General features: G+C 65.4%; 10 protein-coding genes and 1 pseudogene. 8 read left to right on the top strand and 3 right to left on the bottom strand.

Translation table 11 applies throughout. From position 1 onward, the window contains the following. The 7 genes and pseudogenes from OC450_RS04000 to OC450_RS03970 form a co-directional block, all read left to right on the top strand. A pseudogene (locus OC450_RS04000) lies at window positions 1–269 on the top strand (hypothetical protein); the annotation flags it as partial. A gap of 287 nt (window positions 270–556) precedes the next feature. After that, window positions 557–2,116: an efflux transporter outer membrane subunit gene (locus tag OC450_RS03995; protein ID WP_211384825.1), complete on the top strand. Its 1,560-nt coding sequence runs from the start codon at window positions 557–559 to the stop codon at window positions 2,114–2,116. Next, window positions 2,113–3,345, top strand: coding sequence for an efflux RND transporter periplasmic adaptor subunit (locus OC450_RS03990; protein WP_211384793.1), 1,233 nt, complete (start codon window positions 2,113–2,115; stop codon window positions 3,343–3,345). Before OC450_RS03995 ends, OC450_RS03990 begins: the two co-directional genes overlap by 4 nt. Before the next feature lies 1 nt (window position 3,346). Then, window positions 3,347–5,308, top strand: coding sequence for a MacB family efflux pump subunit (locus OC450_RS03985; protein WP_262047222.1), 1,962 nt, complete (start codon window positions 3,347–3,349; stop codon window positions 5,306–5,308). Between the two features lie 90 nt (window positions 5,309–5,398). Next, on the top strand, window positions 5,399–6,112 hold the full coding sequence (locus tag OC450_RS03980) for a response regulator (RefSeq protein WP_256806183.1): 714 nt from the start codon (window positions 5,399–5,401) through the stop codon (window positions 6,110–6,112). Next, a complete protein-coding gene (locus OC450_RS03975; RefSeq protein WP_256806182.1) occupies window positions 6,109–7,440 on the top strand; it encodes an ATP-binding protein in 1,332 nt (443 codons plus the stop codon). The genes OC450_RS03980 and OC450_RS03975 overlap by 4 nt, the downstream gene beginning before the upstream one ends. A gap of 57 nt (window positions 7,441–7,497) precedes the next feature. Further along, window positions 7,498–8,658 carry an MFS transporter gene (locus tag OC450_RS03970; protein WP_211384789.1) on the top strand — a complete coding sequence of 387 codons (1,161 nt, stop codon included), beginning with the start codon at window positions 7,498–7,500 and terminating at the stop codon, window positions 8,656–8,658. Between the two features lie 6 nt (window positions 8,659–8,664). Here the strand turns inward: OC450_RS03970 and OC450_RS03965 are convergent, their stop codons facing one another. Next, window positions 8,665–9,654 carry a Bug family tripartite tricarboxylate transporter substrate binding protein gene (locus OC450_RS03965; protein WP_211384788.1) on the bottom strand — a complete coding sequence of 330 codons (990 nt, stop codon included), beginning with the start codon at window positions 9,652–9,654 and terminating at the stop codon, window positions 8,665–8,667. A 297-nt stretch (window positions 9,655–9,951) separates the two neighbouring features. On the opposite strand from OC450_RS03965, the gene OC450_RS03960 reads away from it, so the two are divergent. Then, window positions 9,952–12,792: an ATP-binding protein gene (locus tag OC450_RS03960; protein ID WP_262047221.1), complete on the top strand. Its 2,841-nt coding sequence runs from the start codon at window positions 9,952–9,954 to the stop codon at window positions 12,790–12,792. 7 nt (window positions 12,793–12,799) lie between these two features. Here the strand turns inward: OC450_RS03960 and OC450_RS03955 are convergent, their stop codons facing one another. Beyond that, entirely contained in the window at window positions 12,800–15,649 is a 2,850-nt protein-coding gene (locus OC450_RS03955) for an ATP-binding protein (RefSeq protein ID WP_262047220.1), read from the bottom strand. Between the two features lie 604 nt (window positions 15,650–16,253). Beyond that, entirely contained in the window at window positions 16,254–17,192 is a 939-nt protein-coding gene (locus OC450_RS03950) for an aldo/keto reductase (protein WP_262047219.1), read from the bottom strand. Window positions 17,193–17,270: the final 78 nt, after the last annotated feature.

Here is a 17,270-nt window from a genome sequence, read left to right as displayed (position 1 = left end):
CGCAAGAGCTTGACCGTAGCAACGACGGCCAGGACCACACGGTTTTGCCGTACGCACGGTTCGCCATTTCGCCGCAGTTTTTCCAGCCCTGTCGACGGAGCCGGAAACTTACAGACGAGACGAACCTGACAGCGCCGCTCGTCCGCACGAAGTTTTTGGGCTCACGGAGAGCAATCCGCCCTGCCCTTGACCTCGCGCACGACGCTGCCGCGTCCACCGCAAGCCCGGCTCGCGAACATGACGACCACAAGATCGCCCCTCAAGGATGAGCCGGGATGGGCGACACATACGCCAAAACCGAATTTCGGTAAAGTGGAATCTTTTATCCAGGCGGCTTGACACCGGCGCAAGCCGGAGGTGCCAGGGTGTTTTGCCCGACGGGCAGCCCACGGGGGCCGAGATGCAGGGCAACATCTGTTTACATCCAGCAACAATCCGTCTGCCGAAAGGCCATGATCGCCCGGCTAATCAGCCCTGCCTCGCCTTCGACGCGGTCGGCCTCCGGGCCGCGAGCGCCGCCGCTCCCTGGCGAGACCACTGGATTTCAGCCGATTTGATGCCGTCACATTCGTTCGTCGTAAGCCCCGTGTCGCCCGCAAAGGTGGATCATCACCCGACGCCAGACCCGTTGCATGCCGCCCTGTCGCGCGCCGGATCAATCTGCGTTGCGCTGATGGTGGGCGGCGCGCTGGCCGGCTGCGCGGTCGGCCCGGACTATATTGGCCCGCCCAAGCTCGACCTGCCTTCGCACTGGAGCACCGGGACCGCTTCGCATCGGGACGCGGGCAGGCTCGACCGCTGGTGGCTCCGCCTGCGCGATCCCCTGCTCAACCGGCTCATCGAAGAGGCAGTTCAAGCCAACCCTGATGTCGCGAAAGCGAAAGCGGTCGTACGCGAGGCGCGCGCCACCCTGCAGCAGACCACGGCAGGCCTGTTTCCGTCCGTGAGCGGCACCGCCTCGACGACCAACAACAAGACCAGCGCCGCCTCCTCTTCGGTTCTCGTCGACAGCGCGCCTTACACGCTGCACCAGGCGAGCTTCGATTCGAGCTGGGAGCTCGACCTGTTCGGCGGCACGCAGCGGAGCATCGAAACGGCGGTGCGCGGGGCAGAATCGGCCGAGGAGGATCTGCGCGACAGCCTGGTCACGTTGATCGGCGATGTCGCAGCCTATTACGTCGAGGCGCGGGGCTATCAGGCCCGGATCGCGCTGGCGCAGCGGACCGCGGTCTCGCAGCGCGACACCGAAAAGCTCACACGCGGCAAATACGATGCCGGCAGCGGCAACGCCGTCGACCTCGCCAAGGCGACCGCGCAAGCCGCGAGCACGGAAGCCAATGTTCCGACCTATCAGGCTGCGCTCGCGGCCGATATTCATCGGCTCGGGATCCTGCTCGGGCGACCGCCGGACGGCGTCGCCTCGCTGATGGCGCGGTCCGCACCCGTGCCGGCACCGCGTATGCCGTTGCCCGCCGGACTGCCCGCCGATCTCCTCACGAGCCGACCCGACGTCGCCAGCGCCGAGCGCAAGCTGGCGCAGGCAACCGCCAAGATCGGCCAGGCCGAGGCCGACCGCTACCCGGCGGTGTCGTTGACCGGCTCGGTCGGCACCTCGGCGCTGCGCGCCGGCGATCTCGCAAAATATTCCAGCGTGAGCTGGTCGGTCGGGCCTTCCGTCACGGTGCCGGTGTTCGATGCCGGCAAGCGCCAGGCTACGGTCCGAATAGCGGAAGCGCAACGGGACCAGGCGTTCGCCACCTTCCATTCGACCCTGCTCACCGCGCTCGAGGAGGTCGAGAACGCCCTGGTCTCGCTGTCACGCGAACGCGTGCGCGCCTCCAAGCTGACGGAGGCGGCGACGAACTACCGCGAGGCGGCGCGGCTGTCGCGATCGCTGTACGAAACCGGCAGTGCCAGCTTCATCGACGTGCTGGATGCCGAACGTTCGCTCTATTCGGCCGAAGATTCGCTGATCCAGAGCAAGGTGTCGGCCGCCAAGGACTACATTTCGCTCGCGAAGGCGCTCGGCGGCGGCTGGGCCGACCCGGTCGACGTGTCGACGCCGATCATCGTGGACGCCAACACGGGGCCTCACATGCGGGAAACGGTCAAGTGACTGATATCATCACCGCCAAGCGCGTGAAGATCGCCGCCGCCGTGGTTGCCGTCGTGGCGACCGGTGTCGTCGCGGCCACACGCTTCCCGGGGACATCGAGCAAGGCGCAGTCCTACATCACCGCGCCCGTCACCGTCAGCGATCTGCGCGAGGAGGTGCTCGCCAGCGGCACGCTCAAGCCGGCACGATTGACGGCCGTCGGCGCCCAGGTGTCGGGCCGGATCACGGCGCTCAACGTGCGCGTCGGCGATACCGTCAAGGCCGGCGACGTCATCGCCCAGATCGACCCCGTGACCAAGCAGAACGATTTGCGAAGCTCGGAGGCTTCGCTGAAGAACTACCGCGCGCAGAAGGACGAGAAGGAGGCCGCACTGGCGCTGGCGGAAGCCAACCTCGCGCGCCAGCAGGCGACACTGGCGCAGCGTGCGACATCGCGCAGCGATTTCGACAGCGCGGATTCGACGGTGCGCCAGACCCGCGCCCAGATCGCAGCCCTGGACGCCCTGATCGTCGGCGCCGAAGCCAGCCTGGAGACCGCGCGGGTGAACCTCGAATACACCCGCATCACCGCGCCGATCGACGGCACGGTGCTCGCAACCGTCGCGCAGGAGGGACAGACGGTCAACGCGGTCCAGTCGGCGCCGACCATCGTCGTGCTCGGCCAACTCGAGACGATGACCGTGCGGGCAGAGATTTCCGAGGCCGACATCGTCAAGGTCAAGCCGGGCCAATCGCTCTACTTCACCATCCTCGGCGACCAGGACCATCGCTACGAGGCCAGGCTCGAGCAGATCGAGCCTGCGCCCGAGTCGATCAAGAGCGACGCCAGCTTCTCCTCGACCACCACGACGTCGACATCGAGCACGAGCTCCTCGAGCTCGACCAGCACCGCGATCTACTACATCGGCGTCTTCAACGTCCCCAACAAGGAATATGCGCTGCGGACCTACATGACCGCGGAGGTGCACATCATCACCGGAGAGGCCAAGCGCGTGAAGGTCATTCCGGCACTGGCGGTGATGCGGAAGTCGGACGGGCGCAGCACGGTGCGCACCCTGAGCCCATCGGGCGACGTGGCCGAGCGCGACGTCAAGACAGGCCTCAACGATCGCACCACCGTCGAGATCAAATCCGGCCTCGTCGAAGGCGAGCGTGTCGTCACCGGAGAGGCCAACGAGCAGACCGCTTCGCACGGCACGTCGGGCGGCGGCCCGCCGGGAGGCCCCTGACATGGCCGATCCGATCATCGCCCTTCACAACGTCCGGCGCGAATTCACGGCAGGCGATACGCGCGTGGTCGCGCTCGACGACTTCTCGCTCAGCATCCAGCCCGGCGAGATGGTCGCGATCATCGGCTCGTCCGGGTCGGGCAAGTCGACGCTGCTCAACATTCTCGGCTGTCTCGATCGGCCGACATCGGGCACCTATCGCGTCGCCGGCAAGAATGTCGCCGAGCTCGACGCCGATGCGCTTGCAGCGCTGCGCCGCGAGCATTTCGGCTTCATTTTCCAGCGCTATCATCTGCTCGGCGACCTCTCTGCCGGCGAAAACGTGGAGATCCCCGCGATCTATGCCGGAATGAAGGCCCGAGAGCGCCACACGCGCGCAGAGACGCTTCTCGCACGGCTCGGGGTGAACGACCGGCGTGGTCACCGCCCGAACCAGCTTTCGGGCGGCCAGCAGCAGCGTGTCTCGATCGCGCGGGCGCTGATCAACGGCGCCGAGGTCGTCCTGGCGGACGAACCGACCGGCGCGCTCGACCGGCGCAGCGGCGAGGAAGTCCTCAAGATCCTGAAGGAGCTGAACCGCGAGGGGCGGACGATCATCATCGTCACCCACGATGCCGACGTCGCCGCCAGGGCCGAGCGCGTCATCGAGCTGCGCGACGGCAAGATCGTGGCAGACCGCCGCACGGCGACCGCGGAGCCATCGCAGCTGCCTGCTCCAGTGGCCCGGACCGGCTGGGACAGTGCGCCAGGCTGGTCCGGCGCCTTGCGGCGCCTGCGCGAGGCGTCGCGGATGGCGCTGGTGTCGATGGCCGCGCATCGGCTGCGCGCCTTCCTGACGATGCTCGGCATCATCATCGGCATCGCGGCGGTGTCGTCCGTCGTGGCGCTCGGCAACGCCTCTCAGCGCAAGGTGCTGTCCGACATCGCAAGCCTCGGCACCAACACGATCGAGGTGTTTCCGGGCAAGGATTTCGGCGATGCCCGCGCCGGCAAGATCAAGACGCTGGTCGTCGACGACGCCCGCGCGCTCGACCGGCAGAGCTTCATCGCCGGCGTGACGCCGACGGTTTCGACCAGCACGACCGTGCGGTACCGTGGCAACGAATCCAATGTGCTGGTGAACGGCGTCGGCGAGAGCTATTTCCAGGTCAAGGGCGCCAAGCTCGCGAAGGGACGCCTGTTCGATACCGAGGCGGTCCGCAACATCGAGCGGCAGGCCGTCATCGACGACAACACCCGCAAGACCTTCTTCGCCGACGACCAGACCTCCGGCATCGGACGCGTCATCTGGCTCGGGAAGGTCCCCTGCATTATCGTGGGCGTCATCGCCCAGCAGCAGGGCGGGTTCGGCTCGAACCAGAATCTCTCGGTCTACCTGCCCTACACCACGGTGCAGGCCCAGTTCACGGGCGACCGCGCGCTTCGCAGCGTCCTGCTGCGGATCAGCGACGAGGTCTCGACCGCGCTGGCGCAGGATGCGGTCACCACGCTGCTGACGCAGCGGCACAATGTCAGGGATTTCGTCATCCTCAACACCGACGACATCCGCCGCACCATCACGAGCACGACGCGGACCCTGGCTTTCCTCGTGGCCGCGATCGCGGTCATCTCGCTGGTCGTCGGCGGCATCGGCGTCATGAACATCATGCTGGTGTCCGTCTCTGAGCGGATCAGCGAAATCGGCGTGCGCATGGCGGTCGGCGCCAGGCGCAGCGACATTCTCCAGCAATTCCTGGTCGAGGCGACCCTGATCTCGTCCATCGGCGGCATCGCCGGCATTCTCATCGCGATCCTGCTCGGCGTTGCCATCAACATCGCCGCGCCGGGATTCGAGGTCAGCTATTCGATGTTCTCGATCGGCGCGGCGTTCCTGACCTCGACCGGGATCGGCGTCGCCTTCGGGTTCTTCCCCGCCCGCCGCGCAGCATTCCTCGACCCCGTGGTGGCGCTGAGCCGTGACTGACCTTAGGATTGCACCATGACCGTAGTTCTTCGGGCGAGACATTCGTCCGCAAATCGATCAACGATCGGCAACCCCGATGCGATCGCAACCATGACAAGCGGCACGCAGAACATCCTGATCGTCGAGGACGACCAACAGACCCGCGACCTCATCGCGCGCTATCTGCGCGATCAAAAATTCTCGGTCGACACGGTCGCCAACGGCAAGGAGATGGACCGCTATCTCTCGCGGAACCGGGCCGACCTGATCGTGCTCGACCTGATGCTGCCCGGCGAGGACGGCTTGAGCCTCTGCCGCCGCGTGCGCATGGAGTCCATGACGCCGATCATCATTCTCACCGCCAAGGGCGAGGATCTCGACCGGATCCTCGGCCTCGAGATGGGAGCCGACGATTATCTGCCAAAGCCGTTCAACCCGCGCGAGCTTCTCGCCAGGATCAACGCCGTCCTGCGCCGCCATATGAGCGGGCTGGCCGCCGGCTCCACGGCGACGCGCCTCAAATTCGAGGGCTGGACCATCGATCTGCGCCTGCGGGATTTGCGCAACCCCGAAGGCGCGCAGGTGCCGCTGACCAGCGCCGAGTTCGATCTGCTGCAGGCCTTCTGCGAACGCGCCGGCCGCATCCTGGCCCGCGACAACCTCCTGAGCATGACGCGTGGCCGTCCCGGGGGAAGCTTCGGCCGCAGCATCGACGTCCTCGTCAGCCGGCTGCGCCGCAAGCTCGACCGGACCGAAGGGACCTCGATGATCAGAACCGTCCGCACCGGCGGCTACGTCTTCACCCCGGTGGTGGAGGAAGCATGAGCCGCATCGCCGACACCGTCGCGCTGTTCAGCTTCAGGCGGATCAGCGGCCAGATCGCAGCCCTGATCCTGGGATCGCTGATCCTGATCCACGTCCTGATCGCCGGGTATTTCCTGCTCAGCCGGCCGAAGCCGCTGGCGGACACGCCCATCGAGCAGTTCGAGCTGATCGCAAGGATCATCGCCAATACACCGCAGGCAGAGCGCGGTCTCGTCCTGGAAAGCATCAGCCGAAGCTTTCCGGTGCTCAGGCTCCGATTGAGAGAAGGCGTTTCCGCCTCCACGGCGCCGTTGCCCGAGCGGACGGCCCTGAACATCCCGCTGTCGCTGGACGGCCGCGCCGATCTCCTTCGGGGCGACGCGCCGGAGGACAATCGCATCTGGTTCTATCTGGCGAACGACGAGGTGCTCGAGGCCACGATCGGATCATTCAAGATGCCGCCATTCGTGAGCGGTCTCTGGACCAGCACGCTACTGTTCCTGGTGGCGAGCGTGACGCTGCTCGGCGTCTGGGCCGGCCGCGCGCTCAGTTCGCCGCTGTCGGCTTTCGCGCGGGCGGCGGAGGACTTCAGCCTGAACCGGTCGTCGGCGCCGCTGCCAGAGAACGGACCGGAGGAGATCAAGTCCGCAGCGAGGGCGCTCAACCGGATGCGCGAGCGCATCACCACGCTGATGAACGACCGGACCCGCATGCTGGCGGCCATCAGCCACGATCTGCGCACGCCGATCACGCGCCTGCGGCTGCGCTCGGAATATATCGAGGACCCGGCACAGCGCACGCAGACCGTACGCGACCTCGACCAGATGCAGTCCATGCTCGAATCGGTGCTTTCGCTGCTGCGCAGTGAAAGTCCCGTCCAGCCGACGCTGGTGGACGTCGCAGCGCTGCTTCAGATGGTCTGCGAGCAATTTTCCGATTCCGGATTTGCCGTGACCTATTCCGGCCCGGACAGGGCCGCCTTCATCCTGCGCCCGGATGAGATCATCCGCGCGGTCACCAACCTCGTCCAGAACGCAACGCGCTTCGGAACCGAAGTCGACGTCGCGCTGTTGACGGCCGGGGATCATCTCGTCATCGACGTTGCCGACGACGGACCCGGCATTCCCGATCAAAGGAAGGCCGCGATGCTGGAGCCCTTCGTACGCGGAGAGGAAGCCCGCACCATGGACGAGACATCGGGATTTGGCCTCGGCCTCTCCATCGCGCAGGCGATCGTGACCGCGCATGATGGAACGCTTCAGCTGCTCGACAACGAGCCGAAGGGCCTGCGTGTCCGCTTGCGGCTGTCGAACGCCGCCTGCGACAATTCGAGCACGCCCCGGACATAAAGGCGCGACAATCCCGGGGTTTGTCGATCGCCCTGCCCTGCTTCCTCCGGAGTTCCCATGTCATCTGCCGACCGGCCGGCGACGCGCCTTGCGACCAGGCTTGCCTTTCTCGTCGCGGGCTTCGGCATCGCGTGCTGGGCGCCGCTGGTGCCGTTCGCGAAGACACGGCTCGGCGTCGATGACGGTGTGCTCGGGTTGCTCCTGCTCAGCCTCGGCATCGGCTCGGTCGTCGCAATGCTTTTGACCGGCGTCCTGAGCGCGCGCTACGGCTCCAGGCCGATCATTATTGCGGGCGGGCTCGGTCTCGCTTTGGTCCTGCCTGTGCTGGCGGTCGCGAGCTCGCCCGCGACGCTGGCGCTGGCGCTCCTCGCCTTCGGCGCCGCGCTCGGCTCCATCGACGTCGCCATGAACATCCACGCGGTGGAGGTGGAGCGCGCAGCGCCACGTCCGCTGATGTCCGGCTTCCACGCGCTGTTCAGCATCGGCGGCTTTGCCGGATCCGCGCTGATGACCGTATTGCTTTCGCTGCAACTTGGCGTGCTCGCCTGCACGCTGATCTGCTCCGTCCTGATGCTGATCGCGATGCTGGTGGCCTGGCCGCGCCTGTTGCGTTCCACGAAGGTGCAGGACGGACCGCTGTTCGTGCTGCCGCACGGCTCCGTGCTTCTGCTCGCGCTGCTCGGCGCCATCACCTTCCTCGTCGAAGGCGCGATGCTCGATTGGGGTGCGCTGCTCGTCATCGGCGCAGGCCTCGTCGCGGATGCGCAAGGCGGCATCGGCTATATCGTGTTCTCGATCGCGATGACCGTCGGACGGCTCGGCGGCGACGCCGTCGTCGCCCGCATCGGCGACCGTGCGACATTGTTCTGGGGCAGCCTCATTGCCATCGCGGGCTTCGTGGTCCTGCTCACGGCTGGCGTCGCGGCGGTCGCCGTCGGCGGCTTCATGCTGATCGGCCTCGGCGCATCGAACCTCGTGCCGGTGCTGTTCCGCCGGGCGGCGAGGCAGACGGTGATGCCCACGGGGCTCGCCGTCGCGGCGATTACGACGGCGGGCTACGCCGGCATCCTCGTCGGTCCCGCCGGCGTCGGCTTCGTGGCACGCATTGGCGGATTGCCGATGGCGTTCTGGCTTCTGGCCGCATTGATGGGGCTCGTCACGTTGTCCGCGCGCATTGTCACCGCGGAGCGGCGCCAGACATCGCGCGTCGATGCGTGAGCGACCTCACAATTTGCGCAGCCCGATCGATTTGATCACCGGCGCCAGGCTTGCCGTCGTCGCCTCGACGATGCGCTGGAATTTGTCCGGGCTTGAATCGCTGTCCGGCTCCAGGCCCTGGGCGCGGTAGCTCGCGAGCAGTGCGGGATCGGACATGGCCAGTCGCGTTGCCTGCGCGATCCGGCCGATGATGGCATCGTCGGTGCGCCTGGGTGCAAAGATGCCGAACCATCCCTCATAGCGAAGATCCGGCATGCCGGATTCGACGGCGGTCGGAATCTCCGGCGCGCCGCTCAAACGCTTTTCCGTGGTGACCGCCAGCAGCCTGACCTTCCCGGCCTCGCTCAGCTCCTTCAACTGGACGGACATCACGCCAATGATGAGCGAGATCTGACCACTGACGAGGTCGTTGGCCGCCTGCGACATCCCCCGATAAGGCACATGGACAATGTCCAGTGCGCCAGCCTGCTGTTTGAAGGATTCTCCGACCAGATGGTTTCCGGTGGCGATGCCGGGCGTCCCATAGGACAGCTTTCCCGGATTGGCCTTTGCGTAGGCGATCAGTTCGCGCAGGTTTGCGGCGGGCAGCGACGGATGAACGGCGAAAACCAACGCACTGCTGATCAGGCGGTAGATCGCGCGGAAATCGTCAACGGAATAGCCGGGATTTGCCGAGGTCAGGGGAATGATGACCTGCGTGCTGCCGTTGCCGAGCAGCAGCGAATAGCCGTCGGGCTCCTCGCGCGCGACGGCGGCGGTCCCGATCGCGCCGCCTGCACCGCCGATATAGTCGATGAAGGTCGGCCCGAGCAGCGATGACATCTTGTCGACCCAGGGACGCCCGATCTGGTCCCCCGCTCCGCCGGCTCCGTACGGATGCACGAGGCGAATGGGGCGGGAGGGATAATCGGCGGCCTGTCCGCTGCGCGGAATGGCGGCAAGGGCCGCTGCGCCCGATAACGCATGGACGAAGTGTCGGCGCGAAAAGGACGGCATGGTCGAATTCCGGAAGTCGGTGGTCACTGTCGAGGCGGGACCGGCTCCCAAGCCATCCCATCGCAGCAATCTTCCACCGCCGTCAATGCTCCGTCCGGACTAGCTCCCGCCGCCATGGACACGGTCATGCCGACCTAAGCCATTCCTTTTAAAGCAATATTCCCGAGGCCCACGGACCCAAGCCGTCTGCGCAGAGCTGTCAGCCCTGCCCACTGCTTTCGGCCAGTTTACTGTACGCCTCGTTCTGATAGACCAGAAAGTAATACCTTTTGACTCCCGTTGCGGGGGCAATGGCGCGTGCCAGATCGTACCGAAGACTCGGCCATTTCCTTTGGGCCATTTCGACTGTTTCCGAAGTCCCGGCTCTTGGAGAAGGAGGGCTCGCCGCTTCATGTCGGCGGCCGTGCACTCGATATTCTCATCTTCCTGGCCGAGCGCCCCGGTGAAGTCGTCGACAAGAGAGAGCTGGTCAAGCGCATCTGGGCCGACGTCAATGTCGACGAAGGCAGCCTCCGCTTCCATGTCGCGGTGCTGCGCAAGGCGCTCGGGGATACCGGCAAGTCGGCCCGTTATGTCGTCAACGTGCCCGGCCGCGGCTATTGCTTCGTCGCCTCGTTCGCTCAACCGGCCCCGCCCGCCGCCCAGCCTCTCGCCGAGATCATACCCCCCCGCTCGCTTCCCGCGCCGCTCTCGAAGATGGTCGGACGGGAGGAGATCGTCGAGAAGATATCGAGCGGGCTTTCGCTGCATCGCTTCATGACCGTCGTCGGCCCGGGCGGCATCGGCAAGACCGCGGTCGCCGTCACGGTCGGTCATCGCCGTTCCCAGGATTTCGGCGGACGCGTCTTCTTCGTCGACTTCGGTCCGCTGCGGGATGCCAGCCACATCGCGACCACCATTGCTTCGGCGCTCGGACTGACCATCAGCGCGGAGGATCCGACGCCGGCCGTGCTGACATTTCTGAAGACCGGCCCGGCCCTGCTGATCTTCGACGGTTGCGAACATGTGCTGGATAATCTGGCGCCGCTCGTCGAGAGCATCGTTCGCGAGGCGCCGCAGCTTCGTGTTCTCGCGACCAGCCGCGAGAGTTTCCGCAGCGAAGGCGAGCGGATATTCCGGCTGTTCCCGCTGGATTGTCCGCCCGAGCGCGAAGGGCTCGATGCCGCCGCGGTCCTTGCCTACCCCGCGGCTCAGCTCTTCGTGGAGCGCATCGCGCAGAGCTCGGGCCCGTTCCAGCTCAGCGCGGAAGAGGCGCCGCTCGTCGCCAGCATCTGCCGGCGCCTCGACGGCATCGCGCTGGCGATCGAGCTCGCGGCAGGCCGCGTCAATGCCTACGGCATCGCCGGCACCGCATCGCTGCTCGACAGCCGCTTTTCGCTGCAGTGGCGGGGGCGGCGCACCGCCGTGCCGCGGCACCAGACCCTCGCCGCGGCCCTCGACTGGAGCTACGATCTGCTGCCTGCCGCGGAGAGCGCCACCTTGAGACGCCTGTCGGTCTTCGCCGGGCCTTTCGCGCCGGAGGCGGCTGCCGCGGTCGCCTCCGGTGACGGCTTCAACGCATCCGAGACTCTCGAAGCGATCGACAGCCTCGTCACCAAGTCGCTGATCTCGCCGTCCGGCGTACGGACGCTGCGCTATCGTCTGCTCGACACCACGCGCACCTATGCGCACGGGAAGCTCAGCGAACTCGGCGAAACCAGTCAGTTCGCGCGCCGCCACGCCGAGCATTTTCGCGATTTTTTCGCGCGCGCGGAGGCCGACACGTCGACGCCGCTCCCGGAATGGCTGAGCATCTATGGCGCCGAGCTGGACAATGCACGCGCGGCGTTGAACTGGGCCTTCGGACCCGAGGGCGATGCGACGCTCGGCATCGCGCTGACGGCGGCCGCGGTCACGCTGTGGGTGCGCCTTTCGCTGTTCGCCGAATGTCGCGAGCGCACCAGAACGGCGCTCGCCGCGCTCGGCGACAACGGCGACCACGACCGTATCCGCATGCAGCTGCTGTCGGCGCTCGGCTGGTCGCTGATGTATGGCGAGGGCCGCGCGCGCGAGGCGCGGCCGATCCTCGAGACGACCCTCGAGCTGGCTGACAGGCTCGACGACAAGGATTTCCGGCTGCGCGCGCTCTGGGGCCTGTGCATCGACCAGTTCAACAACGGACAGTTCGGCAAGGCCCGCGCGCTCGCCGATCGCTTCGCGAATGCAGCGGCGAACTCGCCCGACAAGACCGATCCCATGCTGGGCGACCGGTTGATGGCCGTCGCGCTGCATTATCTCGGGGACCAGAACGAGGCACGGCTGCGCATCGACCGGGTCAATGCGTCGCTGCATGTGCTGGCGGAGAAACCGAAGATCTTTCCGCTCGACCTGCGATTATCCACGCAATATTTCCGCGCCCGCATCCTGTGGCTCCAGGGCTTCGCCGATCAGGCCCAGGCGCTCGCCGCCAGGAACATCGAGGAAGGTCGCGCCAATGGCCATGCCCTGACCTTCTGCAGTGTATTGGGCCAAGCCACCTGCCCGATCGCCTTCTGGTCCGGCGATTTCGATGCCGCCGAGCGCCACGGCACCGAGCTGCTCGAACACACCGAGCGCCACGCCATCCGGCTATGGGGCTTGTGGGCGCGGGCCTTCAACGCCGCGGTCATCGTAAAGCGCGGCGACGTCGCGACCGGCCTGCCCCTGCTGCGCGAGGAGCTCAATCGTGCCGGCGATGCGCGCTTCCTGCCGCGCTTTCTTCCTTTGCTCGGCGAGCTCGCGGCGTGCTTTCTGGAGACCGACCAGGTCGACCGCGGCCTCGACGTGATCGAGGACGGCCTGACCCGCTGCAACGACCGTCAGGAGCTCTGGTATCTGCCGGAGCTGATCCGCATCAAGGGTGAGTTGATGCTCAGGAGCGCGCGGCATTCCGGGGATGCCGAGGCGCGCTTTCGAGAGGCCATGGACATTTCCGTCCGGCAGGGCGCAAGATTCTGGGAGCTGCGCTGTGCGATTAGCCTCGCGCGCTACATGATGGCGACTGGCCAGAATGCAGAGGCTCTCGCGGTCCTCGACAATGTCTGCGCGGCGTTTGCCGAAGGCGCAGACATCGCCGACATGCGCGCTGCCCGCGGCCTGATCGCTCAGATGCGAGCCTGACGCCGCGTCAGCGCAACCTCGCCAGCAGTCGCTCGGCGGCCGCGAGATCGGCTGTCTCGAACCCCTCGGTAAAGCGCAGGAACACGGGTTCAAGAAGCATTCGGCCACGCTGCGGTTGCCCTTGGCTGGCGAACAATTCGGCGAGGTCGATGGCGGTCCGCAGCTCCCACGCCAAGGTGCCCTGGCGCCGGCTCAACTCAAGTGATTGCAGCAGGCAGGATTCCGCCGCAGCAACATCGGCCTCCGGCTTCGAAAGATGCACGCGCCCGCTCAATCGCAACAGCTCCGGCTTGGAAAACGTGTCGCCGGCGGCGTCGACCCGATCGATCGCCTGCTGGATCAACGTCATCGCTTCCGTGAACTGACCGATGGCCATCAGGCCGCGGGCCAGCGAAATGTTGAACTCCGTGACCAGGAGGCCGTGACGGGCGGCGTGCACTCTCGCCATGGAGCCACGCAACGTTTCGACCCCCGTTTCTGCATCACCCTGGTAGATGGCCAATTGTGCTCGCAAGCCCCGTCCAACCGCAGCATTGGGGCCGAGCGAATGAGCTTCGGCATGGGCCAGGAACCAGTCGATATGCGCTTCGGCACTCGCGAGGTCGCCGGTCCAGAAGAATACCCCGATTGCAAACGTCAAGGCGCCTGTCAGTGCGACCGGATGATCGGTCACCTCCTTGAGCGTATTGTGCACCCGCTCCACCGACTGGGCCGGATAGCCCTGCAACCAAAGCGTTCTCGCGAGCTGGATGCCCGGCCGGTAGTGCCGATCGGCCGCCAGATAGATCGGACTGATTTGTTCAGGATTTGGCTGATGCCTCACCGCCGCCTCCAACTCGAGACGTGCATTGGCGACATCGCCCTCGAAGAGAAATGCTCTCCCCAGCAAACTGTGGGCAAACGCCTTTGCCGTCGCGTCGTCGATCCCGGCGGCGACGGCGGACGCCTGCTTCGCATATTGAAATGCGGTCTTGAAATCTCCGCCGCGCACGTGAAGCACGTGCAATATTCCAAGCAGTCCCGTTTGCGCAAGGCTATCGCCGAGTTCCTCGGCGATAGCGAGGCTCCTGTGAAAGGCCTCTTTCGCGTCGTCGGTTTTCCCGTCGACGTTCATGAACGAGGTCGCAAGGCCCGCCTGAAGATGCATTTCCTCGAGGCTGCCTCTGCTCGTTTCGTCAAGGGCCTGGATGGCACGGAGCGACCAACGATGGCATTCGGGAAGCAGCGACATTGCCCAGAACACCGGCGCGGCAGCGGCCGCAAGCCTCACGCCAAGATCAGCATCGCCGCCGGCGCCAAAACACCATTCCAGGCCCGCACGAACGTTGTTGAGCGCAATGAAGTGGGGCGCACGCTCCGCGGCAGTAGCAAGGATCGGCCATTTGAGCCCTGTCGTCTCCAGCCATTGCCGGTAGTAGTTGGCGTGGCGAGAGTGAAGATCGGCGAAATCGGCCGCTTCGAGGTTATTCTGCCGCGCATAGGCCCGCGTCGTGTCCAGAAGCTGATACCGCATCAGCGTTCCGGCAGGGCGAACCGCGATCATGGACTTCGCGACCAGCCCGTCGATGGCACCAAGAACAAGCGAACGATCTACGGTCGCGGTCGTGGCGACCCAAAGTGCCGCGTCGATCGTGAAGCTTCCGACAAAGACGGCGAGTCTACGCAGCACGACCCGCTCGATTTCGGACAGCAATCTATAGCTCCAATCCAGCGTCGCCTGGAGGGTCTTCTGCCGCGCCGGTGCACCGCGCAACCCGCTCCATGAGAGCGTCAGGCGCTGATCGAGCAGTGCCGCCGTCTGATGCACGCCATAGGCCTCGATACGCCGTGCCGTAAGCTCGATCGCCAGAGCGACGCCGTCGAGCTTGCGGCACATCTCAGCGACGGTCGCCGCTTCCGCATCGCTGAAATCGAGCTGCGCGCCGCTCGCCAGCGCGCGATCGAGGAACAATTGCGTAGCCGGAAAAGTCTTGACGACCTCCGCAGAGAGTTCGCCGTCTGGTGGACACGCGAGCGGCTCGAGCCGGTAAACGTGTTCGCCCTGGGCCTGAAGCGTCTCGCGGCTGGTTGCCAGGATGTGGATCTGCGGCGCGGATGCGAAGATCAGTGAAGCAAGTACGGCCACGGCTTCGATCAGATGCTCGCAGGTGTCGAGTATCAGCAGGATCCGCTTGTCGCGCAGATATGCGACCAGGCTGGACGTTGCGTCATGGGACTGCACGGACAGTCCAAGCAGCGAAGCGATGACCGTTGCCACCAGATCGGAATCGTTGAGCATGCTGAGATCGACGAAGAGTACCGCGCCGGTGAAGCGATCAATCAACTGATGCCCGACCACGACCGCGACGGTCGTCTTGCCGACACCGCCGGAGCCAACGATGGTGACGAAGCGCTCCCGGTCGACCAACACCGAAAGGCTTTCAAGGTCCTCCTCCCGATCAATCATCCGAGACAGGCGGACCGGCAGGTTGGCATGCTGAAAGCCGGGCTCGGACGCTTTGAGCAGGGGCGTCTGCTCGACCGATCGCAACACCGGCGCGACGAAGCCATAGCCCAGTCCCGCCGACGTCGTGATGTAGCGGACACCGTCCTTGCCGTCACCGAGAGCCTTGCGCAGGCTGGCGACGTGAAATCGCAGGCTGACCTCTTCGACGGTGACGCCCGGCCAGACTCGCGCCATCAGATCGTGCTTGCTGATGATTTCGGCCGGGCGCGACAGCAGCGCGATCAAAATATCGAACGCCCGGGCACCAAGCTCCACAGCGACGCCGTCCTTCGTCAGCAACCTTTCGCTTGCTGTGACGCGAAACGGGCCGAACGACAGTATCTCGTTGCGTAGCACCACCGGCGTCTTCATCGGCCCCGTGTTCTTATTCAGTGCGCGCGAGGCCGATCCGTTTCTCTCGGCCCAAATCCAGACCGCCCAGGATAGCAGACCGTCGTTCGGGCCAGCAACCAACCGGCGCGAAGCTCTCGCTTGCGACCATATTCGCGGCCTCACGCAAGCTTGAGTTGAAATGGCACATCTCACGGTTGATGTGAAGCGACGCGAAAGGCGATCTCGCCATGGGTAAGGTCCATCAGTCCCTTCCGATCCCTCCGAAAAAACAGTCACAGTTTCTGCCGCCGGCGACGATTATCTGGGCGCGTCACGAGACAGCCACGACGGAGATTTCTTCACTTTGCCGCCGCTGCGACCATCCTTCCAATCCTGCCCCGCATCGCCCGAACGCTGGACTATCCGGCGCGACCGACAATCGGGAGATCAATGCCGCGATGGCGGAGCCGGATCTGAGGACTCAGGCCACGAACATGGGCGGAACGATTCTTGCGGGATCGCCGGGCGACTTCGGCAAGCTCATCGCAGATGAAACCGGGAAATGGAGGAAAGTCGTGAAACTTTCCGGTGCCAGGGCCGGAATAGCGACCCCGAGCGCGGGGTCGCGGTTGCTCGGCTCAATTCAAGTAGCCCGGGGAATAAATCCGGGCACGCCGGTCTCGACCACCGGGTTGAACCGGACATTCGTCGTGATCCTGTCCCGCATCTGGCGCATAGCGTCTTCAGGCAACGTCGAGATATCGAAATTCTCCTGGATGCGCCTGGGATTGGTCGAGGTCGTCAGGAAAGCCGTGCCGCGCTGGACAGCCCATGCCAGGGCAACCTGGGCCGGCGTCTTGTGCATGCGCTCCGCGATGGCGGTGATCACCGGGTCGGCCAAAAGGTTTGGCTCCATGGCGTGTCCCAGCGCCGCAAACGCCTGCAGGACAATTCCATGCTCGCGGCAGAACTCGAGCAGCTCCCATTCGGGGAGATACGGATGCGATTCGACCTGCACCATGGCCGGCCTGATCCGCGCGACGGCAACGATCTCGCGCAGCTTCTCCAGGGTAATGTCCGACAGGCCGATCGACTTGCAGTGCCCCTCGTCGACGAGGCGCTCCAGCGCGTGCCATGTCTCCGCCAACGTTACGCCTGAATCATAGATGACGCGGCCGCTCGCGTCCCTCGGATCCTGCTCGTCACCGGGCTGAAAGGCGAAGGGCGTATGGATGATGTAGCAGTCGATATCGTCGAGTTGCAGCCGCCGGCGGCTGGCGTCGAAGGCAGGCTTGATCCGCTCCGGCCGATGATTGGTGTTCCATAGCTTCGTCGTCACGAACAGGTCCTGGCGCCGAAGCGTGCCCGCCCTGAACGCGTCCTGTATCGCATCGCCGACGGCCGCTTCGTTGCGATAGCGCTCGGCACAATCGAGATGTCGAAATCCGGCCTCCAATGCGGCCCTGGTGGCCTGCCTGGTCACGAGCGGATCCGGAATGAGCGTGCCAAATCCCACCGCGGGAATCGTGCCGGACCCACGTGTGGGAATCTTTGTGTAGCGAAGTGAATCGGAGATCGTCATGGTAGGCTCCTTTGCTTGTCTGCGTCCCCGGCACCAGCGGGGCACGAAGTGATCGAAATTGCCGATGCGATGTCATTC

This window comes from Bradyrhizobium sp. Bra78 (genome assembly GCF_024519855.1).
GTDB lineage: Bacteria > Pseudomonadota > Alphaproteobacteria > Rhizobiales > Xanthobacteraceae > Bradyrhizobium > Bradyrhizobium japonicum_G.
This window is presented reverse-complemented; position numbering and strand designations above follow the sequence as displayed.